The organism is Myxococcus sp. XM-1-1-1, from assembly GCF_020037095.1.
Lineage (GTDB): Bacteria > Myxococcota > Myxococcia > Myxococcales > Myxococcaceae > Myxococcus > Myxococcus fulvus.
Map to the genome: position 1 here is coordinate 55,929 of NZ_JAIQDH010000030.1, position 21,172 is coordinate 77,100.

The following is a 21,172-nucleotide window of genomic DNA, read 5'->3' on the forward strand; positions in this document are numbered from 1 at the left end:
GGGCTCAGACGGTGATGCCGCAGGGAATCCGGTCGGGACTCAGCACGGTGTAGGGCACCTGGGCGCCCACGTTGCGCGCCGCCACCACGTCGCGCTGGGTGCGCAGGCGCTGCTCGAACCGCTCGCGCAGGGCCTTCACCTCGGGCTCCTGGAAGTACTCCTCCCGCCAGCCTCCCTCGTGGAGCAGGTACTCCTCGTCGTCGCCGAAGCTGGACAGCGCCCGGCCGATGGCGACCTGCCAGAGCGTCTGGGACTTGGAGGGAATCATCTCGGGGATGTCCTCGGCGCGCAGCGTCCCCTTCTGTCGGGGCGGCTCCCTGCGCATGCACAGGGGCGCGTTGGGTACGAAGGCGTAGTGTTCGTATTGCAGGTAGTTCACCGCCGCGTGCTGCACGCTGACGGTGAAGACGACGGTGGTGAGGATGTCGACCAGGTCGTCGACGCGCGACAGCTCCCGGCACGGCAGCTTGTCCACCGGCAGCCCGTGCTCGGTGAGGTCCTTCCACCAGTGCTGCATCTCGGTGTCGCCCTCGAGGTCGGCGTCGGTCGGGTAGAAGTACCGGAGGACCCCACCGACGTATTCCTCCAGAGCATCCCACAAGGGCAGCGCGTCGTCGCGGTAGGGGTAGTACGGGAGCACCGCCGGGTCCAGCACACCCCGGCGCTCGAGGTCCTGACGGGGCCGGTTGTCCGTGAGCTTCCAGCGCTGGTAGCCCTTCTTGCCCAGCTGCAGGTGTCCCTTGTCGGGGCCGCCCGTGGCGATGAAGTCGTCGAACACCCCGCCCGCGGCGAGCAGCCCCTTTCGTGCGCCCTCGTTGATGGCGAGCGTGTAGCGGAAGTGCCGGCGCAGGAGCTTGTAGACCGGATGCGGGTCCGGGAGGTTGCGCATCGTCGCCATCACGAAGGGCTCCGCCACGAAGTGCGTGCGCAAGGCGTGCGCCACCATCTGGTGCGTGTTGCCCTCGCTGCAGCGCAGGTAGATCTTCGCCGCGAGCCAGTCGTACGTGTCGTCGTTCGGCGTGAAGACGGGGTCCTTCCCGCCGTCGCGCCCCAGCTGGATGGCCAGGGGCCTGAGCTGCCGCAGGTCATCCAGGTACAAGAGGCACCGCGCCGCGGGCGCCCACCGGCGCTCCTCCACGCCGTCCTCGTCGACCTTCCGGTACATCGGGATGTCCTCGAGGATGTCGAAGTCGAGCAGGAAGATGCGCTTGGAATCCAGCGCCCGGGCCAGCGTGGTGTCGGGGGACAGGATGCCCCTCACGTCCTCGTCCGTCAGCGGCATGCCCGGGGGCAGCTGGGGGATGAGGGTGATGTGGAGCGGGTTGATGCCCTGCACGGCCTGACGCGCGAACTCCAGGTCGTCCTGCCAGCGCGGGGCGAGCCGGGGCACCTCCAGGCCCTTGAAGAAGTCGAAGATGTCCACCAGCCCGTTCCAGGCCTTGGACAGCAGGGGCAGGTGCAGCTTGATGGCGGCCAGCGTCCTGGCGATGACCACCTCGTAGCTGCCCTCCGTCAGCCCCCGGTACAGCTCGTCCTTCGGCAGGGGCCGTGACTCGCTGAGGTCCAGCGCGCCCGGAAGCCCCTCGGTCGCCTCCGCCGGACGCCACGGGTACATGCGCCTGCGCGCCTCCAGCAGCTCCCGCCTCGCAGCGGTCTCCCGCTCACAGCCCGCATGGCGCGCGAGCTTCGCGGTGCCCTCCAGCACGTCCACCGTGGCCCCACCCCGCACCCAGCGGAAGAAGGGGAAGCTCCACTGCCGCTCCCCGGCCGTCACCCACGCGTGGTCCAAGAGCCAGTCCGCCGCGATGCCTCCGGTGTTGCCGAAGCGCAGCAGCACGAGCTCCCCCACGTCGTCCGGGGCCTGCACGGAATAGACATCCTCCGCGCCCGCCTCGAAGTCGTTGTGGAAGGGCTTGTCCAGCACGTGCGGGCCACTCTCACCTCGCGTGCCCACCAGGACGACGGAGATGTTCGCATCGGTTCCCGCGCCGAGCTTCGTGCTCGTCCGAATCCTGAGCTTGTACTCGACAGTCATGAACTCCCCTATGGAACGGGTAGGACCGTAGGACGCGTAAAGCAGGAGCTCAAGCAGTGGTACCCTCCCTGGAGAACGAAACCGGCGTCGCGCAGCGCACGGATGGTCCTGGGCGTGTGGCGAGTGGGCGTGCGAGCGACTCCCGGAGAGGTCGGGCTGATGACAGACACGTGGCCTCGTGGGCCCGTGACATGGGGATGGGGATGATGTTCGCGGTGCTGCGCCGATGGATGGGTTCTCTCGGATTCAAGGGACGCGAGAGCCCACGCAACGAAGTGCTCGACGCCCAGGAGCTGTCCCGGTGGTACGCGGGGCTGGCGCTCGAGGAGCGTCTGGCCATCAGCCGGGAGCTGGGCCCGCGCGTGCGCGCGAGCCATCCCGCGCGGGATGAGGCCGCGCTCCCGGCGGTCGCCGTGGGGCGTCTGGTGTTCGAGCAGGAGGGGCCCGGCGGTCCCAAGGCCCTGCACCACATCAAGGTGGAGCTGTGGGATCGGGACTTCGGCTCGCCGGATGACTTCCTGGGCGAGGGCTTCACGGACCCGGAGGGGTATTTCCGTGTGCGTTATGACCCGGCCGACGCGGGCGAAGGGGACCTGCCGGACCTGGAGGTGCGTTTCTTCGAGCCCCAGCACAGCTTCCGTCCGGATGGGCAGGTGGTGGAGACGTGGCGGCGCATCGGCTCGGAGAAAGGGCCGGATGACCATGGTGGGCTCCACCACGACTTCGGCACGCTGAAGCTGCCGTACTGGGAATACGACACCTCCACGCCGCTGGCGCGGCTGCTCGTCACGGAGGAGGGCACGCCGCCCACGGCGTACGCGCCGGGCCGCGCGCTGGCGATGCTCAAGGCGGTGGCGCCCATCGAGCTCGTCAAGCGACGCCACCTGCTCCAGGGGAAGCTGGGACAGGCGCCGGGGCTGGACAAAATCCAGGCGGACTACCCGGAGGCGATGACGGTGCGGATGGAGCGCGAGTCACCGGGGTCCACGCGCACGGATGCGTTTTTCGGTGAGCGATTGCTCAACGGCATGTTCTCCACGCTCATGGATGGAGACCCGGAGGCGCCGGGGGACAAGGCGGCCTTCCGGCTGTACTTCCCATGGAACGCGTACGAGCAGGATGGCGAGCACTGCCTCCCCGACGTGGACGTGCGTCTGCGATTGGAGGAGGGGCGGCTTCTGCCCACGCGCATCATCCTGGGCATGCGTGAGCCGGGCGTGAAGCAGGCGGGCGCGCCGGTGACGCGGCGGAGCTACACGCCCGCGGATGGCCCGGGCTGGGAGGCCGCGAAGCGGATGGCGCGGGTGAGCGCGACGCTGGAGACGGAGCTGGGCAACCACCTGGGCCAGTGCCACTTCAACGTGGAGCAGTACGCCATCGCCGCGCATCGCAACCTGCGGCGCAGCCCGCTGCGCTGGCTCTTGATGCCGCACCTGCGGGAGGTGGTGCTCATCAACCACTCCGCCAATGGCTTCCTCGTGGGACCCCGGGGCTACATCACCCGCGCCAGCGCGCTCACCGAGCGGAGCGTGGAGACTCGGCTCCTTCACCTGATGGGCAGCTACGACTGGAGGGGCTTCGCGCCCGCGCCGCCCATCTGCGAGTCGCACCGCTACGCCCGCGCGGCGAACCTGTTCTGGCGCTTGCTGGGCGAGCACGTGAGCGCCTTCTTCGCGGAGCATGCCCAGGCGCTCGCGGCCGAGTGGCTCGAGGTGCGGCGCTTCTCCGACGACCTGGTGGCGCACTCGGCCCCCGCCTTCGTGTGCCGCTACCTGCGCGCGACGGTGCCGGGCAAGAGCGCGCCGTGGTTCGTGCGCTCCGAGCGCATGGACCTGGACGCGAAGGCCGCCGAGCCCGTGGCGAAGGCCGTCAGCCCGGTGACGCTCACGGACACGCCCCAGTCCGGCGAGCTGGAGGCGCTCCAGCAACTGTGCCGCTACGTCATCTTCTTCGCGACCTTCCGCCACGCGTGGGCCAACAACCTCCAGTGGGACGACGCGGGCGAGGTGCTCTACGCGTGCCTGGGCCTGCGCTGGGGCAGGGACGGCGCGCTGTCGACGGAGGCGGACCACGACGTGGCGCCGCCTCCCGAGGAGGCCACGGAGATGCTGTGGATTTCGTGGATGCTGTCCAAGACGAGCTACGGCTACCTGCTGTCGAACGAGGAGGCGGACGTGCATCCGCGCTTCGTGGAGCTGTTGCGCGCGCACGCCGCCGACTTCGCCGCGCTGGGCCTGGACATCCGCACCGTCAGCTCCCGCATCAACATCTGAGCGGGCGCCGACGGGGCGGGTGGCCAGTCCGGCTCACTCCTCGGGGGTGAGCCACTCCATGGTCTCGTCGGACGCGAACTGGACGTAGCCATAGATGGTCATGCGGGCGCCGAACCTCCCGAGCATCACTCCGAATCGGGAGAGGCGACCCATGGCATCGGCGACCCCGTCGGCGAGGGTCCCAGCCCCACCGGCGAGGTTCGACGCCGTGCTGAGGGGACTGGAATCCTCGGTGATGATCTGCGTCCCGACGCCGACCCCCACGCTGGAGAGCCCGAAGCCGAGCGCCAGGAGCCCTCCTCCGGAGCCCACGCTGGCGAGGCCCAGGCCCAGGCCCAGCCAGCGCGTTCCGTGCGCGAATTTGCGATTGAACCGTCGGCGCTCCCGGGCCCGCTCCTTCTGCCGGATGGCGCGCTCCTCCCTCGCTTTCTCCTCCCTGGCGCTGAGCTGATGGGCCGCGCCCTGGAGCTCGAGCACGCGCTCGTCGAACCGCTCGACGTCGAGCGTGAGCCCCCGCATGGATTGCTCCAGCCGCGCCTGTGCGATGGATTGGTCATACACGCTCCGGGTCAGGTCATATGCCCGCCGGGCCAGCGCCAGCGCCGCGGAGGCCTTCCGCTGGCGCTTGGACGACGACGTGTCGCGCTGGACCTGCACCGGCCCCGCCGCCGCCTCTCCGGAGGGCACGGGGACCGAATCGACGTTCGGGCTCGACCCGGCGTACTCGTGCTCGGGGTTGCCCGGCGTGAGCGAGGGGGAGCCGTTGCCGCCACCCCCGCCGCCCGAGCCGGGCCCGCCGTCGCCGCCGTGCTCGGGGATGAGGGGGTCGCTGCTCCCGGTGCCCGCGCCGCACCCCCAGGGGATGGAGAAAGGGACGGCAATCCCAGCGCCTCCGGAGACGCCCGGTCCGCTCCAGTCACCGCCGCCCTTCTCGCACAGGCCCGTGGGGTCGGTCACGCTCACCGGGTTGTTCCAGGCGTAGCTGTAGCGGTTGAGGTCCGCGAGCATGAAGGGCGCCTGGACGATGGGGTCGGGGCTGATGAAGCGCCCCACCGACGCGTCGTACATCCGCCCTCGCATGAACGTGAAGCCGCCGTCGTCGCGGCCCTCATGGCCCGTGAAGCCCTGGGTGACCAGGGAGGCGGTGCTGAACAGCGTGGACTGCGTCCAGTCGAGCGGGTCCCTGGGCTGGCCCCAGGCGGTGTAGCTGCGCCGCTCCACCACGGCGCCCGTGTGGTCCGTCACGACCGCTGTCGACCCCAGCTCGTCCGGCAGCAGGAAGTGCTGGGTCGAGGTGACGACGCCGCCCTGGCCGTTGTAGGTGCGCGTCAGCTCCGCGATGGTCTCGGCGCCGACCTTGACCAGGTGCGTGTGCCGCGCCGGCGTCAGCGGCGTGTTCACGTTCCGCTCGCGCCGGTACCACCCGCCGAGAGTGAGTGTCTCCAGCCCGCTCTGGGCGTCGAAGCGGCGCACCCGCTCGCCATCCGCGTCGTAGCCGAACTTCAGCTCGTAGGTGGGCAGGCTGAAGATGGACGTGACGCGGCCGTGGGGGTCATGCGTCAGGGCCGTGTTGATGCCATTGACCGAACGGGCAATCAGCGCGCCGTTGTCGTTGTACCAGAACGCGGTGGTCCCGGCGGTCTGCAGGCGCTCGTCCTGATAGGTGTAGGTGCCGACGTCCGGGCGGTCCAGCAGGTTGCCGAAGGCGTCATAGACGAAGGTCGCGTCCTGGGTGACGGCGCCCTTCTTGGCCTGGGTGCCGAGGAGCTGGTGCTTCGCGTCGTACCGGAAGGACTCGCTCTGGTTGTTGATGGCGTCCAGCCGCTTGCGCAGGTCCAGGGCCTTCGTCCACTCCAGCCGCAGGTCCTGCACCGTGGTGGCGGCGCCCTGGGGTTGGAGGACGGAGCGGATCGACTCGAGCCTCCCCGTGTGCGTATCGAACGTGCGCGTGGTGACGATGCCGTTGCCGAAGAGCGCCTCATGGACGCCGCCGTAGGGGTCCGCCCGGAGCTGCTCCCACAGGGGGAAGCCCACGCTGGCGTTGTCGAAGCCCGTGAGGCGCAGCAGGTTGCCGAAGTCGTCGTACTGCATTCCCACCGTGAGGCCCGTCGGGTATCTCAGGCTCTGGGGCCTGCCGAACGCGTCGTAGAACGTCTGCATCCGGAAGACCTCGCCGTTGAGGGTCCAATCCGTGGCGCTCGGCCTGCCGAACACGTCGTACACGTGGGTCTTCGCGTGTCCGTCGCGGGAGACGGACTGGTGCAGGAAGCCCGGGCGGCTCACGTCGTAGGCCCACGTCGTGCTCCCGCCCCCCGAGTCCACGATGGCGATGGGGCGACCCAGAGCGTCGTACTCGTACTGCAGCGTCTGGCCCTGCGCGTCGATGGAGCTGCGCAGCTGTCCGAGCGGGTCGTAGTCGAAGGTCTGCAACCCCGTCTGCTTCTCGTTCATCGCCAGCCGCCGGTTGTAGAGGTCCAGCACGAACTGGGTCGGGGCGCGCAGGGGCGTCGGTGTGCAGGGCTCCAGCCGGTTCAGGCCCTCGAAGTGGCCGTAGCGGTAGCACATCTGCGTCGCCGTGCCCGGGGCGTCTGGCCTGTGGCCATCCGCCGAGCGCACGACGTTGCCGCGCGTGTCGGACAACAGCCACGTCTGGTTGCCGTCGGGGTCGACCTGCGTCGTCTTCAGGCCCTCGTGAATCCAGCGCGTCGTGATGACGCCCTCGATGTCGCCGGGCGTGGAGCGCTCGATGAGGCGGTTGCGGACGTCATACGTCAGGTGGGTCCACAAGGTGGACTCGCCCGTCTTCACCGGCTGGGAGACGCGCACCAGGCGGCCGCGGTCGTCGTACTGGGCATAGTTGAAGACCTCGTATCCGCCCTTGAAGCCCTTGCTGACGGACTGGACCGGACGGCCCAGCGTGTCGAACGTGGTCTCCGAAATGCCCAGGCCGGGGGCCTCGACGATGACCCTGGGGGGCATGAAGGGCAGGGGCTCATAGGTGATGGACGTGCCCGGCGTCATCGCCGTGTTCTGGCTCCAGACCTGGCTGAACGTCGGACGTCCGAAGCCGTCGAAGTCGCTGATGGACTTCACGCCATCGGGTGAGGTGGAGGAGAGGACCAGCCCCATGCCCGGCTCCCAGCGGCGCGTGGCGGTGTGCCCCAGCCCGTTCGTGAAGGAGATGGGGAAGACGCCGTCCGGGCCATATTGGAGGGTGAGGTTGCGGTCATTGCCCTCGGCGTCCGACACCTGGAGGGCCGTCTCGTTGCCGAACGTGTCGTACCCATGGCGCGTGGTGTAGCGGTACTCGGCCTGGGTGGGCTCCACCGTGACGACGTCGGGCTCGCCCGTGGCGGTGTACGTGGTCTGGACCGTGCGCGTCCTGGCCTCTGGCAGGGCGCCGGGGAGCCGATGGGTGACCTTCTCCTCGAGCACGAGGCCCAGCTGCCAGACGCCGAGCCGGTGGTCGTACTTCAAGTCGGTCTCGTAGCGCGCCCCGGAGCTCACGTCCTCCGAGTAGAAGCGCGTCGGGAAGCCCATCTCGTCATAGTCGTGATGGATGTTAGGGTCCTGGGCGTCGGGGAACGTGGAGTAGCCCCGCCGGGTGTGCTTCAGCGGGAGGATGCCTTGCAGGGCATCCGCGTGGGCCATGTCCGCGAACTGCGCGGGCGTCAGCGCCGTCCACTCCAGCCCGCCATACGTCCAGAGCCAGGAGTTGAACTGCTCGAAGGCCCGCACCTCCGTGGAGCGCGTCAGGGAGGAGAAGAAGTAGGACGAGCACATGCCCTGGTTGACCAGGTAGCCGCAGGGGCCGAACCATTCGGGGCCGACCTGCCAGTCCGGGTCCCCATGGAAGTCCGCTCGGGGGACGAACGTGTAGCGGTTCTCGGTGAGGACCGCGAGCGCGCCGTCCTGGCTGTCTTTCAGTTTGCGCAGGGAGAGGGATTGGAGCAGCTTGCCGGCATGGGGCGCGACGCGGCCGTTGTGGTTGATGTTCGCGCTGCGCGTCGAATACGTCTCGAGGCGCAGGTCCAGGAAGTCCAGGGGCGGCGCGTCCGGGCCCGTGGCCGCGTCGTTCTTGATGTTGCGGTGCTCGAAGCCCAGGAACTGGTGTCCCTGGAGCAGCTGCTGCGCGTTCTTGTAGAAGTAATCGGTCTTGCGCGAGCCGACCGTCGGAGAGATGCCCGTGGGGGAGAGCAGGCTCGAGACCAGGGGACGGGTGTCGAAGACCCGTCGGCTGTCCACGGCATCCTCCAGTCCGGGGAACGCGACGAAGGCCTCGCGGTAGACGTCCCGGTCGGACATGGGCTTGTAGAGCGCCATCCAGCTCGCGCCGTTGCCGTTGGTGAGGCGCTGCATCAGGTCGGGCACGTCGCCCTGGCGGACGTGGAAGTCGAGCAGCCAGGGGTCGTTGAGCGGGTCGCCGTCGTTGTCGGGGTTGCGGGTGCGCACCAGCACGTCGAGCAGGCCGTCGGCGTTGTAGTCACCGAGCGACAGGCCGCGCTCGTCCATCGACCAGGGCAAGGGCGGCAGCGTCGTCATGCTCCACTCGAGCGTGCCTCCGCCCTGGCGTGGATACTCGATGATCATGGGCTGGGCGTTGCTGTCCGTCGGGACGCCGTTGCGAATCAAGAGCTCGTCGCTGCCGTCGCGGTCCCAGTCGACGAGGTGCGCGGACAGGAACTGCGCATGGAACGAGGTGGCGCCGAGCGTCTGCATCCAGTCATGGCTGCGCACGAAGAAGCCGCCGATGTTGAGCCACACCTCGATGCGCCCCGCCCACGCCGCGCCCACGTCCGGCAGCAGCGTGTCGCTCCCCGGCGTCACGAAGGGGCTCAGCCCGTTGGACTCGAGCGTGGCCTCGGACTCGAAGCGGACCACGTCCGGGAACCCGTCGCCGTTGACGTCACCGACCTTGTCGGCGCCGAAGCCATTGCCCCGGCACAGCGCGCCGTACTGGTCCAGGCAGGCGCGGTTGCCGCCGTTGCCCGCGTGCAGGCGCTGGTAGTAGTCGAACGGCAGGCCCGTGTTGCGCGTGTAGAAGTCCGACTCCTGGGCGTGCCCGCCGAGGCCCGTGTGGAAGATGAGGGCCTGGTAGGTCCTGCCTCGCAACTGCGCCGGGCTGAACCAGGAGCCGTTCTCCCACAGGGGAGGCCAGTCGCCCGGCGGGGAGACCTGGTGGGCGCCGCTGCGGTCATAGCCGCGGATGGTCAGCAGGTTGTCCGTGCCGTCGCCGTCGAAATCCATGACGTGGATCTTGTCCAGGGCGGAGCAGGGGTGCTCCGTCAGCGTCAGCGGCGTGAAGGTGTAGGGATTGAGGTAGCTCCTGTTCTCCAGATAGACCCAGTGGCCCTGATACAGGCTCGAACCCTCCAGGTCCGGGGGCAGCGTCTTGGAGCCGTTCTGGGGGTCGAAGAACCCATGGCGGTCCTCGTTCTCTGCGCACACCATCAGGTCGGAGAGCCCGTCGCCGTTGAAGTCGCCCGGGGCGACCAGCAGAGCGGAGTTGGGGTAGGGGATGTACGCGCCCGCGGTGGCGAAGCCCTGGGGCAGTCCCGGGGTCTGCTTAAGGACCTGGAGCCCCTGGCCGAAGCCCCACTTCAAGGGGAGGTCCGCGTGCTCACCCATGGGCACCAGGACGTCCGTGCGGTCGTCGCCGTCCAGCTCGAAGGTCGTGCTGGAGAGGGCATCTCCGGGCAGCAGGAAGGTGCGGCAGTTCTTGGTGTAATCACAGACCTCGACCGGGGTCTGCGGAATCGGCTGCGGGGCCCTCACGGGGATGCCGGTGTCGACGATGCTCGACTCCTGGGGCGACGGACGGATGGCCCAGAAGCTCCAGTTCTGGGCCTGGTTGCCGCCCTCCCACCAGGGGGCGACCAGGATGTCCGTGGTCCCGTCCTGGTTGCCGTCGAGCTCGAGCAGCTGGAAGACGGCCTCGTGGTCCTGCTCGGGGATGCCGTGCACGGGGAACAGCTTCTGGTCGAAGGCGAAGTCGCCCGCCTTGTCGTCCAGGAGGATGTTCCCGGAGAAGCCCCCGGCCTGCCAGGTGAACTCGGTGGCGCGCTTGCACACCGCGGCGCCGCTCTCCTGGACGCACTCCTGGAGGCTCTGGAGCAGGGAGCGCTTCGTCGTCGACGTGTTGTTGGCGTAGGTGAAGACATACTGTCTCACCAGGCGCTGGCCCTCGGTCGCGATGGCGGAGGGGGCGAAGGTCGAGATGCCCTTGAGCCGGAAGGAGTGACGGTAGCGGGTCATCGAGAAGAAGCCGTTGAAGACCTCGTGCTCCGGCAGGCGCTCGTACTGGAAGGTGACGCGGCGGGTGTTGTTGACGTACCGGATCTCAGTCAACCGGTGGTCCAGGCGCGAGTGCGTGCCCAGCGGGTCGGTGAAGTTGTCGGTGAAGGCATAGTGGTACGTCATCACGTTGCCGTGCGGGTCCCGGACCCGGGTCAGCTTCCATTCGTATGGCAGCTTGATGGGCGCCCCCGTGAGGTCCATGTCGAAGCTGTAGACGCGGCTCGGGTCGTCCGTGCCGTAGAAGTGGCTGCTGCCGTCCGGCAGCTGCAGCTCGAAGCCGGGCAGCCCGTCGGATGAGGCCTTCGCCAGGACGCGGCTGCCGTCGTCGTTGTACTTGCGGTAGACGCGGCCCACCTTCAGGCTGTTCTTCAAGCCGATGAGCCGCATGCCATCCAGGCAGAGCCAGTCCGCCGGGAACTGGGGTGGGCTCTCGTTCGCCTCGTTCCGGAAGGTGATGGGGTGGAGCGTGGCGTCGTCGCTCATGATGCGGCCACAGCGCTTGATGCTCGAGGTGGCGGCGAGTGAGAACCCCACGCCGAGCTCTCCGTTCTCGGTGTGGCTGCTGTAGTTGACGCTGAGGGAGGGGGACAGGGCCCCGATGCCAGGAGGGACCTGGAGGGGGATGGAGGTCACGGCCTGGCCCGTCGCCGTCACGGCCAGGGCTCCGCCGGTGTTGCCCGTGGGGGCTGTCTGACTCAGGTGCCCATCCGGGCCGTTGGCGCTGGCCGCTCCGACGGCCAGGAGCACGGGTAAGAGGAACAGAGGGTGTCTCATCGAGAAGTCTCCAGGCCCCCAGGGGGAGGGGGTGTGGAGATGACGCGCGAGGGGGACGAACTCCCTCACCCGCTCGCGTCGCTCCGCTGTCATCCAGCTGGTGTAGGGTCCCTGGACGCAGAGGCCGACAGCCCTGCCTCGATGATTTCAGTGAGGAAGAGACGCCATGTCTGGAGACGCGCCGAAGAAGGAAGCCACCGAGACCATCGTGGACCGGCTCAAGCGGGTGGAGTCCGTCCTTCCTCCCGAAGGGCAGGCGTACCATGTCCTCGAGGCGCAGAACGACGCGGGGGAGCGCGCCGGGTTGTGGATGACCGGGCCCAAGGGCGGCATCCCCGTGTTCCAGACCCGCGAGTCGGCGACCGACGCGCTCCGGTTCGTCCCCTCGCCGCAGGCGCTCGGGTACGCCGCGTCGGCCGTGCGCTGGGCGGTGCACTCCCTGTCGTCCGATGAGTTCCGCAACCTGTTCCTCAACCCGGGCCTGACGCTCTTCGTCGTCCACTCGATGAACGACGCTGGCATCGAGGCCCAGCCGCTGTGAGCTAGGGCGACAGGCTCCCCGTCTCCAGGGGCGGCAGCGTGAGCACCTGGATGGGCGGGAAGGCGCGGCGCTGCGTGCGCTCCGCGAGCGACAGGGCCCACAGCGGGAAGGTGCGCAGGTACGTGTCGTAGTGGATGCCGCCGGTGCGGTTGAAGACGCCCGCCAGCGGCTCCCGAGGCCAGCGGCCATCGGCGCCCTGACGCGCGCGCAGCCACGCGACGCCCCGGCGCGTGGCCCTCGAGTCGGCCTCGCCGCAGGCGAAGAGCGCCAGCAGGGCCCACGACGTCGTCACCGCGTGTCCGGTGGGGCCGTCCACCCAGCGCCGCTCCCGGCAGCTCTGGAGGACCTCACTCCAGGAGCCGTCCTCCCGCTGGTGCTCCTCCAGGAAGCGCACGGCCCGGCGCAGCGCCGGGTCCTCCGGGGAGGCCCCTCCGGCCACGAGTCCCGTCACGCCGAACCACGTGCCATAGCTGAAGCACACGCCCCACGCGCCCTCCCAGCTCCCGTCCTCGCGCTGCGTGCGCCGAAGGAACCCCAGCCCCCGGGTGATGGCCTCCTCCACGGGGGCCTCGGGCTGGACCTTCCTCCAGGCGACGAGGGCCTGGACACAGGCGGAGGTGCACTCGACGTGGCTCAGGTCCACCATCGTGTTGGCGAACACGTCCGAGGCGTTGATGCGCTCGAGCCACCGCGGCGCACGCGTCGGCTCATAGGTGGCCCAGCCTCCGTCGCGGTTCTGCAAGGAGAGGATGAACTCCACGGCCTGGGCCAGCCGCTCGCGCGGCACGCGGTTGAGCCCCAGCGGCTCCAGCAGGAGACACGCCTTGACGGCCTCCGCGGTGCAGTCGCTGATGGGCCAGCCGTGCTCGCGCGTGCTGAAGGGCCAGGCGCCGCGGCTCGGGTGGCGGTAGAAGCGCTCGGGCTGGGGCGAGTCCTCCAGCAGTTGCTGCGACGCCACGAAGCGGCTCGCGCGCGCGAGCGTCTCGCGGGCGTGGTCCGCGCCCGAGGCCACCAGCGCCTGGATGGCGAACGCGGTGTCCCAGAGCTGGGAGGAGTTGTAGCCGTTGAGCGTCACGCCCTCGGGGGTGCGCTGCAGATAGTCCGGCAGACGCTCCAGATGGGCGCGCACCTCCGGACCGTCGGGCCGGGCCAGATGCCAGACCACGGTGTCGAGCACCTTGTTGATGGGGGCGATGCAGATGAAGTGCGTGGCCACGTCCTCACCGCGAATCTGCTCGAGCGACTCCTCCAGCGCGCGGGCCCTCAGGCGCTTGGAGTGCAGCCGCTCATAGAGCCCGAGCACGCGGCTCGCGGCGCGCAGCCAGGGACTGCGCGGGGTGTACGCGTCGGTGTCGGCCACCCGCTGGCGCGCCGCCTTCCAGTCCACGTGCTCATAGGGTTCGGGATACAGCTCTCGCTTGAGCTCGGCCAGCAGGGGCGTCTGCCGCACGCGCGCCTTGCGTCCATAGAGCCAGCCCATGGGCAGGTACACCATGCGGCAGTGGCACCACATCCTGGAGGGGTGGAACGGCAGCGCCTTGGGCAGCAGCCACAGCTCCGGTGGGGTGGGGGTGAGCCCCTCGTATTCGTAGAGGCCCAGCAGCGCGAGGATGGCCTTGCCCCAGGAGCCGCTGCCCAGCGGTCCGCCGCGAGGCAGGAGCCAGGCCCGCGCGCGCACGAGGTCCGGGTCGTCGGCTTCGACGCCGAGCAGTCGCTGCGCCACGTAGGTGAGCACCGTCGTGAAGACCATGCTCGGTGATTCCGGCGAGAGCCCCCAGCCACCGTCCTCGTTCTGGTGGGCTCGGAAGTAGGAGAGCAGCCCGTCTGCCAGCGGCGCGTCGGGCGCCCGCTCCATCGCGTAAAGGCCGATGATGTACAGCGGGCTCAGGAACAGCGGGCCGCTGTAGTCACCCTTCCAGGAGCCATCCGCCTCCTGGGTCCGCATCAGCACCTCGCGCGCCTGTCGCGTCATCTCGCCGCCTCCACCTCCGAGGGCACGCGCGAGCACTCCGCGAAGAGCGCCCGCAGCGCCGAGTCCGAGGCCACCCGCTCCTGCGTGAGCAGCATGAGCCGCAGCACCACCTCCCGGCTGAGCTTCAAGGGCGTGGTGTCGAACACCGCGGGGTTGCCATCCACGAGGTTGAGCGTCGTCACCGCGAAGAACAGGGGATAGAGGCAGAACAGCCGGAGGCCCGGCTCGCTCTGCGGGAGCGCCAGCGTGTACTCGAGCGCCTCGTCCAACGCCCTGCGCGCTATCACCACCAGCTCCGAGTGCAGCGCCATCGCCTGGGCGCGCAGCTCGGGGCGGGCCAGCGTCGCGGGCTCCAGGCCGTGCAGCGCCATCCGGTCCAGCGGCAGCCAGCAGCGCCCCTGGTCCAGGTCCTCGCGCACGTCCTTCAGGATGTTGGTGAGCTGCAGCGCCTCGCCGAACATGATGGCCCTGGAGCGCAGCTGCGCCCGCGCGCGCTCGTCGAGGGTGGGGGCGTGCGCGATGAAGAGCTCCGTCAGCATCTCGCCCACCACGCCCGCCACGTAGTAGCAGTAGGCGAGCGTCGTCTGGAGGTCGGGCAACCCCAGCACCGACTCGCCGCCACCGTGCCTGCGCTGAACCTGGCTCATCCCGTGGGTCATGATGCGCACGCAGCGGCGCAGGGGCGCCTGGGCCCAGGGAGGGAGCGAGGCCAGGGTCTTCAGCACGGAGAAGGTCCCCGCGATGAGCTCCACCTCCGCTTCGGGCGCGTCGGGCAGGAACTCGTCTCCCGCCAGGCGGGCGAAGGCCTGGGCGCGAGCCTCCCAGCCCGGCTCCAGTCGCACCAGGTCCTCCAGCGCTGCGAACAGCTCCTCCTGCCGGGGCCGTTGGATTTCATCCTCCACCGTGTCCGCGATGCGGGTGAGCAGGTAGGCCACTGTGACGACGAGGTCCAGGGGAGGAGGTAGCAAGGGGATGTTCAGCGCGAACGTCCGGGAGACCCGGGGCAGCACCGCTCGGCAGAACGACTCTTCATGGGCGACCATGGTTGCTCCTCTGCGTCGGGCCGGGGCCATGCGCAGTTGTTGCGTCATGGGAGGCCCTTGGGACTTCGATGTGGTGGTGGTGGGCGGCGGCCCCGCGGGGTGCGCGGCGGCGGCGGCGCTCGCCGAACTGGGGCGGTCCGTCCTGCTGGTGGACGCGGGCGTGGACCGGCACCGACAACTGTCGGGGGAGCTCTTGCACCCCACCGCCGTGAGCGCGCTGCGGGAGCTGGGCTTCGGTGACGTCGTCGAAGGCTGGACGTCGCGCCCCGTGCGAGGCTTCGCCGTCTTCTTCGCCGCGCCCGCCCGCACCGTCGTCCTGCCCTATGCGCGGGGCGCCACGGGCATGTCGCTCGAGCACGCCGAGCTCACCGAGCCGCTGCTGCGGGCCGTGGCCCGGCGGCCGGGCGTCACCGTCCAGGCCCGCTCCCGCGTGACGTCGGTGGCGCACAACGACGCGCGCGGTGTCCGGCTGCGCTTCCTCCACGAAGGCGTCGAGCACGCGGTGGGCGCCCGGATGCTGGTGGCCGCGGACGGGCGCGCGTCGCCCGTGCGGCGGATGCTGGGCATCTCCGAGCGCTTCACGCGCATCTCCACCATGCTGGGGCTCACCGTGGACAGCGCCTGCCTGCCGCGTCCCGACCATGGACATCAGTTCGTCGGAGGGCCGCTGTACGCGCTGGCCTATGCCATCCAGCCGGACGTGGCGCGGGTGATGGTGGACCTCCCCCTGGGCAGCACCGCCCAGACCCTGCGGGAGCGCCCGGAATGGCTGGCCACGTTGCCATCCGCGCTGAGCGCGGAGGTCCGACGGGCGCTGGACGCGAGCGCGACACCCCGCATGGCCTCCAACGACGACCGGTTGTCGCGGACGGTGTGGAAGGGGAGCGCCGTGCTCGTGGGCGACGCCGCGTCCTGCTGCCACCCGCTCACCGGGAGCGGCATGGCCTCGTGCTTCGATGACGCGCGAGCGCTCCAGCGGGCGCTGCGCCACCACCCCGAGGACATCCCCCGGGCCCTGGAGCGCTATGCCTGCGAGCGGCGGCCCGCGCAGCGCACCCGCGTCCAGCTCGCCGCGTCGCTCTACGACGCCTGCGCGGGGCAGGACGCGGGCATGAGGGCCCTGCGGCGAGGGCTCCTGCGCTACTGGGAGCACAGCCCGCGAGGTGCCCGCGTCTCCATGTCCCTGCTCTCGTCCGAGGAGTCGCGCATGCGGGTGCTCGCGCGCGAATACCTCTGCGTCGTCGGCCACGCGCTGGTGACGTTGCGGCCGGGGCGGCGGCGGGACGTCCGTGCCCGCGCGGCCGTGCCGCTGCTTCGCTCCGCCGGGCCACCGCTGCGGGGCGCCGTGGCGAGTACGCTGGAGCAGGTGGGAAGTTGGTGGCATCGCCGCGTCCGCCGTTCCGCCTAGGGGCTCGTCCGCGCGGGCAGCGCGCCACCCAGGGCCGCTCGCGCGTCCAGCCGGTAGCTCCGGCCGCGCCAGTCCACGTCGCGTGACACCCTCGCGGACAGCGCCACGCCCGCGCCCAGCAGCGGCAGCACCGCCGGCACCCAGTAGTGTCGGGGGGAGACGCGCGGCCCATGGCAGGCCCGCTGCAGCCGCAGCTGGCTCCACACGGAGAAGCCGATGGGCAGCGCCGCCGCGGCCGCGTGTCCCCAGGCCCGACGACTGACGGCCGCCGCCAGGCCCCCCCACGAAAGCCAACCCATCACCCCGCGCACCCAGTTGGGGCGCGCGAAGCTCCAGGGGAGCCCCGCCTCCGAGAAGAGCACCCAGCGCCGGAAGATGCGCAGGAAGGCCTTCAGCTCCAGGTTCCCCGTGACGATGCGCAGGGGCGCGTGGATGACGCGGTTCTTCCACCCCGCCTCGTGGAGCCTGCGCCCCAGGTACATGTCATCCACGAACTGGCCGGCGGCCGAGCCCACGCCGCCGATGTCCTGGAGCGCCTCCCGACGGAACACCATCAGCTGGCCCATGATGAAGGGCAGGGCGCCGTCGGGCTCCGCCGCGCGCGCCACGGACGCGCCGTACCAGGCATTCACCAGCAGCCCGTAGCCCACGTCCCCCGCGAGGGGTGCCCTGGCCGCCGCGTACACGGGCGCGAACGTGGCGCCCGTCCGCGCGTCCTCCAGCAGCGCGCCCACCAGCGCCGTGAGCACGCCCGGCTCGGGCCGCGTGTCGGAGTCGCTGAAGGCCAAGAGCGTGCCCCGGGCGCGTGACACGCCCAGCTGCATGGCGTTGAGCTTCCCCGTCATCCCCGGCGGCGGCTCTCCCGCCACGAGCAGCTCCACCCGCTTCGCGCGCGTCGGATGACGACCCAGCTCGTCCTGGGTGATGGCGAAGGCGGGGTCCTCGGCGCTGTCGAAGACGAGGAGCACCTCCCACTCGCCCGGGTAGTCCAGGGCGAGCAACGCGCGGACGTTCTCGCGCGCCTCCACATCCAGTCCCCGGATGGGACGGATGAGCGTCACCGACGGTGGCTCGAAGGGGGCGGTGGGGGGCGCGCGGCGCCGTCGCACGCCCGCCATCAGTCCCCGGTGTCCGTGGGCCAGCACGCCCAGCGCCGCCGCTCCCGCCGCCACCCACGCGATGTCCCGTGCGCTCATCGCCTCTCCCCCCGTCCCCTCGCTCCGGGCGCCCACCAGTTCCAGTCCCCCATCAGCCGCATCATCGCGGGGACGATGAGCACCCGGACCAGCGTGGCATCCAGCGCCACGGCGATGGCCATGCCCAACCCCATCGCCTTCACCACCACCACCGAGGCCAGCGCGAACGCCGCGAAGACGGCCACCATGATGGCCGCCGCGCTGGTGATGAGCCCACCGGTGCGCTCCAGGCCCTCGGCCACCGCGTGGGTGTTGTCACCCGTGCGCAGCCACTCCTCGCGGATGCGGCTGAGCAGCAGCACCTCGTAGTCCATGGACAGCCCGAACAAGGCGCAGAACAACAGGATGGGCAGCGACGGCTCGATGGGCCCGGGCTCGAAGCGCAGGAGCCGGTGCAGGTGCCCCTCCTGGAATATCCACACCAGCGCGCCGAACGAGCCCGCCAGCGACAGCAGGTTCATCAGCAGCGCCTTGAGCGGCAGCACCACGGAGCGCAGCAGCACGTAGAGCACGATGCACGTCATCCCCATCACGAAGCCCACCGCGGCCGGCGTGTTCTCCTTGAGGAACTCCGTCGCGTCCACGTCCGTGGCCGTCTGTCCGCCCACGAGGAGCGTCCCGTCCCCCACCGTGCGCTCCTGGCGCAGCGCCCGGACCAGCTCGCGCGCCTGGTGGCTGCTGGGCGGCGCGGACGTGAGCACCTGGAGCACGGCGACGCTGCCCGCGCGGTACGCCTCGCGAGCGGCGCGCACCTCGGCGGGCAGCAGCTCCGGGGGCGCGGCGGCCATCTGCTGATAGGTGGCCTTGTCCAGGCCGGGCGACAGGTCCACCGCGCTCTCCACGCCCACCACGCCGGGCAGCGCGGCCATGCGCCGGCTCGCGTCGAAGAGGGCGGCGCTTCGCTCGGGCGTGAGCGCATCCCCGGAAGGGAACTCCACCGCCACCAGCACGCGCGTGGCGGCCTCGCGTGGGAACAGCCGCGCCAGCGTCTGCGCGCCCTGCCGGGCCTCGGTGCCAGGAGGCAGCGCGGTGATGTCCGTCGCGGCCAGCTCCAGACGTCGGAAGGGCAACCCCATGGCGAGCAGCAGCGCGAGCGTGGGCAGCAGCACCAGCCACGGATGCTTCATCACCCAGGTGGCCAGCGCGTGCCACACGCCGACGGGCCCCGTGCCGCGCCCGAAGGGCAGCCGCCCCTTGTCCACCCGGGGCCCCAGCCAGGACAAGAGCGCGGGCAGCACGGTGAGCGCGAAGAGCACCGCGAAGGCCACGACGAGCGCGCCGCCCAGGCCCATGGCGCTCAGGTACGAGCCGTGGAAGAAGAGCAGCCCCGCCAGGCCCACCGTGACGGCCAGGCCCGAGAACGCCACCGCGCGCCCGGCCGTGTCCAGCGTGCGCACCAGCGCGGCCTGCGTCGACAGCCCCTCGGCGAGCTCGCCCCGGAAGCGGCTCACGATGAAGAGCGAGTAGTCGATGGCCACGCCCAGCCCGATGAGCGACACCACGTTGAGCGTGTACTGCGCCATGTTCGTGACGCGCGAGAGCAGCAGCACCCCCGCCACGCCGCAGAGCACCGCGAGCCCGCCCACCACCAGCGGCAGCATCGCGGCCACCACCGTGCGGAACACCCACAGGAGCACCAGCAGCGCCAGCGGGAACGAGATGAGCTCCGCGCGCAGCAGGTCGTGCTCCAGCAGTTGGTTGAGCGCGGCGAGGAAGGCCACCTTGCCCGTCAGCGTCGTCTCCAGCCGCGGGTCATCCAGGGCCGCGCGCACGGTGGGGAACGCGGCCACGGCCTCGCGCTCCCCGCCCTTCAAGCGCACCAGCGCCAGCACGTCGTGCCCCGTGGCCGACACGAAGCGCGCGCCCAGCGCCTCGGGCGCGCCCACCGGGGACACCACCGACTCCACCTCCGGCAGCCGCCGCACGCGCTCGAGCACGTCCGTCATCGCCTGGGTGAAGCGCGGCTGCTTCGCCGTCCAGGTGTCGTGGTGGAAGATGACGGCCAGCGTCTGGTCCGTGGAGCCCGCCGTGGCGGGCCGGGCCAGGGCCTCGGCGCGCGCGGCCTCGATGCCGTCGATGGTGCCGGTGGTGAGGTGACCGCCTCGGCTCAGCACCCAGATGGCCGCGAGCAGGAACACGACAGCGCCCACCAGCACCGCCCGCCGGTGCCGATGCACGCCCAGGGCGAGCCGGGCGAACAGGGAGGGGGACGTCGTCTCCGCGCTCATGGGGGCGAGGGGACCTGGAGGGAGGCGAGGATTTCGCGCGCCGTCTCCACCTTGATGTTGCCGCGCTCCATCAGCAGCCGGACCACCTTCTCCACGTCCGCGCCGCGAGCGCCCGCCGTCACCGCGACGCACCGGGCGTGCATGGCCATGTGGCCCTTCTGGATGCCCACCGAGCCCAGCGCGCGCACCGCCGCCAGGTTCTGTGCCAGGCCCACCGCCGCGAACACCATGGCCAGCTCGCGCACGGTGCTCACGCCCAGCAGCTTCAGCCCCAGCTGCGCGCCGGGGTGCACCTTGATGGGGCCCCCCACCAGGCCCAGCGCCAGCGGCAGCTCGATGCGGCCCACCAGGTGCCCATCCTCCATCGTCCAGTTCGTCAGGGGCCCGTAGTGGCCCTCCCGGCATGCATAGGCGTGCGCACCGGCTTCGATGGCGCGCCAGTCCTGCCCCGTGGCGATGGCCACCGCGTCGATGCCGTTCATCACGCCCTTGTTGTGCGTCGCGGCGCGGTAGGGGTCGGCCCGGGCGAAGCGACCCGCCTGGAGGATGCCCTCCGCGATGTCCTCGCCGGACATGCCCAGCCCCGACAGCGACGCCACGGGGAGGCGGCAGGAGGCCCGCGCCAGTCGCTGGTCGGCGAGGTTGGAGAGGATGCGCAGATACACCCGTCCCCCCGTGAGCTGCTCGACGAGCGGCGCGATGCCCTCCGCCATGGTGTTGATGAGGTTGGCGCCCATGGCCTCCTGGGTGTCCACCAGCAGGTGGACGATGAGGAGCGGCTCCGCGTGGGGGCCCTCGGGCGCGGGGAGGATGCGGACCTGCAGGTCACACGCGCCACCGCCGCGCTTCACGAGCGAGGGATGGAAGCTGTTGGCGAGCGCGAGCAGCTGCTCCCTCCCCGCGAGCAGCCGGGCGCGAGCGAGCTCCGGGTCGCCGTAGCCGGTCAGCTGCACCTGGCCAATCATCATCGAGGTGTTCGCCTCGGCGAGGAACCCGCCTGCGTCGCGCACCAGCTTCGAGGCGAGGGATACCGCGGCGATGACGGACGGCTCCTCCACGACCATGGGCACCAGGTGGTCGCGCCCGTTGACGGTGAGGTTCAGCCCCAGGCCCAGGGGCAGGGCGAACACGCCGACGGCGTTCTCGATCATCTGGTTGACGACGTCGAGGTGCGGCGCGTCCAGCGCGCACAGCACGCGCAGCTCCTCGGGCGTGAGGTCTCCGCGCAGCGCCAGCTCGCGCCAGCGCTCCTCCATGCTGCGTTGGTGGAAGCCCGGCAGGCGAGAAGACCGCGTCGCCGATGGCACCTGCACCGACTCGTCGTTGACTTCCCCCATGCCCCCCCCTGTGGCTCCGGCCATCGAGCACCATGGGAACTGGTGACGACCGGAGCGGTTGGGCAGGG

At 70.6% G+C, this 21,172-nt stretch carries 10 protein-coding genes; 3 read left to right on the top strand and 7 right to left on the bottom strand.

The annotated features are described in order from the left end of the window. Window positions 1-4: 4 nt before the first annotated feature. Window positions 5-2,035 (bottom strand): lipoxygenase family protein, encoded by a 2,031-nt coding sequence (locus K8640_RS37690; RefSeq protein ID WP_305070712.1) that lies wholly within the window; start codon window positions 2,033-2,035, stop codon window positions 5-7. A 230-nt stretch (window positions 2,036-2,265) separates the two neighbouring features. Here K8640_RS37690 and K8640_RS37700 point away from each other — a divergent pair, with 230 nt between their 5' ends. Continuing rightward, entirely contained in the window at window positions 2,266-4,308 is a 2,043-nt protein-coding gene (locus tag K8640_RS37700) for a transthyretin-like family protein (RefSeq protein WP_223751520.1), read from the top strand. A 33-nt stretch (window positions 4,309-4,341) separates the two neighbouring features. Here K8640_RS37700 and K8640_RS37705 read toward each other — a convergent pair whose 3' ends face one another. Further along, window positions 4,342-11,379: an RHS repeat-associated core domain-containing protein gene (locus tag K8640_RS37705; protein WP_223751521.1), complete on the bottom strand. Its 7,038-nt coding sequence runs from the start codon at window positions 11,377-11,379 to the stop codon at window positions 4,342-4,344. A gap of 166 nt (window positions 11,380-11,545) precedes the next feature. Here K8640_RS37705 and K8640_RS37710 point away from each other — a divergent pair, with 166 nt between their 5' ends. Further along, window positions 11,546-11,920 carry a hypothetical protein gene (locus K8640_RS37710; RefSeq protein ID WP_223751522.1) on the top strand — a complete coding sequence of 125 codons (375 nt, stop codon included), beginning with the start codon at window positions 11,546-11,548 and terminating at the stop codon, window positions 11,918-11,920. Window position 11,921: 1 nt separating this feature from the next. Here the strand turns inward: K8640_RS37710 and K8640_RS37715 are convergent, their stop codons facing one another. Beyond that, the gene (locus tag K8640_RS37715; RefSeq protein ID WP_223751523.1) at window positions 11,922-13,892 is read right to left on the bottom strand and encodes a 2,3-oxidosqualene cyclase; all 1,971 of its coding nucleotides are present in this window, start codon (window positions 13,890-13,892) and stop codon (window positions 11,922-11,924) included. Continuing rightward, window positions 13,889-14,935 (bottom strand): squalene/phytoene synthase family protein, encoded by a 1,047-nt coding sequence (locus K8640_RS37720; protein ID WP_223751524.1) that lies wholly within the window; start codon window positions 14,933-14,935, stop codon window positions 13,889-13,891. Before K8640_RS37720 ends, K8640_RS37715 begins: the two co-directional genes overlap by 4 nt. Window positions 14,936-14,981: 46 nt before the next feature. On the opposite strand from K8640_RS37720, the gene K8640_RS37725 reads away from it, so the two are divergent. Further along, the gene (locus K8640_RS37725) at window positions 14,982-16,343 is read left to right on the top strand and encodes an NAD(P)/FAD-dependent oxidoreductase (protein WP_223751525.1); all 1,362 of its coding nucleotides are present in this window, start codon (window positions 14,982-14,984) and stop codon (window positions 16,341-16,343) included. On the opposite strand, the gene K8640_RS37730 is transcribed toward K8640_RS37725, so the two are convergent. From K8640_RS37730 to K8640_RS37740, 3 genes are read right to left on the bottom strand one after another with little or no spacing between them, the layout of a single operon-like run. Then, a complete protein-coding gene (locus K8640_RS37730; RefSeq protein WP_223751526.1) occupies window positions 16,340-17,539 on the bottom strand; it encodes a glycosyltransferase family 2 protein in 1,200 nt (399 codons plus the stop codon). The genes K8640_RS37725 and K8640_RS37730 overlap by 4 nt on opposite strands. After that, window positions 17,536-19,767 (bottom strand): MMPL family transporter, encoded by a 2,232-nt coding sequence (locus K8640_RS37735; RefSeq protein ID WP_223751527.1) that lies wholly within the window; start codon window positions 19,765-19,767, stop codon window positions 17,536-17,538. The genes K8640_RS37730 and K8640_RS37735 overlap by 4 nt, the downstream gene beginning before the upstream one ends. Next, window positions 19,764-21,104, bottom strand: coding sequence for a hydroxymethylglutaryl-CoA reductase, degradative (locus K8640_RS37740; RefSeq protein ID WP_223751528.1), 1,341 nt, complete (start codon window positions 21,102-21,104; stop codon window positions 19,764-19,766). The genes K8640_RS37735 and K8640_RS37740 overlap by 4 nt, the downstream gene beginning before the upstream one ends. Window positions 21,105-21,172 lie beyond the last annotated feature (68 nt).

Excerpts from the sequence above, each read along its gene's own strand:
- K8640_RS37690 (WP_305070712.1), bottom strand. The coding sequence starts at position 2,035 with ATGACTGTCGAGTACAAGCTCAGGATTCGGACGAGCACGAAGCTCGGC.
- K8640_RS37700 (WP_223751520.1), top strand. The coding sequence starts at position 2,266 with ATGGGTTCTCTCGGATTCAAGGGACGCGAGAGCCCACGCAACGAAGTG.
- K8640_RS37705 (WP_223751521.1), bottom strand. The coding sequence starts at position 11,379 with ATGAGACACCCTCTGTTCCTCTTACCCGTGCTCCTGGCCGTCGGAGCG.
- K8640_RS37710 (WP_223751522.1), top strand. The coding sequence starts at position 11,546 with ATGTCTGGAGACGCGCCGAAGAAGGAAGCCACCGAGACCATCGTGGAC.
- K8640_RS37715 (WP_223751523.1), bottom strand. The coding sequence starts at position 13,892 with ATGACGCGACAGGCGCGCGAGGTGCTGATGCGGACCCAGGAGGCGGAT.
- K8640_RS37720 (WP_223751524.1), bottom strand. The coding sequence starts at position 14,935 with ATGGTCGCCCATGAAGAGTCGTTCTGCCGAGCGGTGCTGCCCCGGGTC.
- K8640_RS37725 (WP_223751525.1), top strand. The coding sequence starts at position 14,982 with ATGGGAGGCCCTTGGGACTTCGATGTGGTGGTGGTGGGCGGCGGCCCC.
- K8640_RS37730 (WP_223751526.1), bottom strand. The coding sequence starts at position 17,539 with ATGAGCGCACGGGACATCGCGTGGGTGGCGGCGGGAGCGGCGGCGCTG.
- K8640_RS37735 (WP_223751527.1), bottom strand. The coding sequence starts at position 19,767 with ATGAGCGCGGAGACGACGTCCCCCTCCCTGTTCGCCCGGCTCGCCCTG.
- K8640_RS37740 (WP_223751528.1), bottom strand. The coding sequence starts at position 21,104 with ATGGGGGAAGTCAACGACGAGTCGGTGCAGGTGCCATCGGCGACGCGG.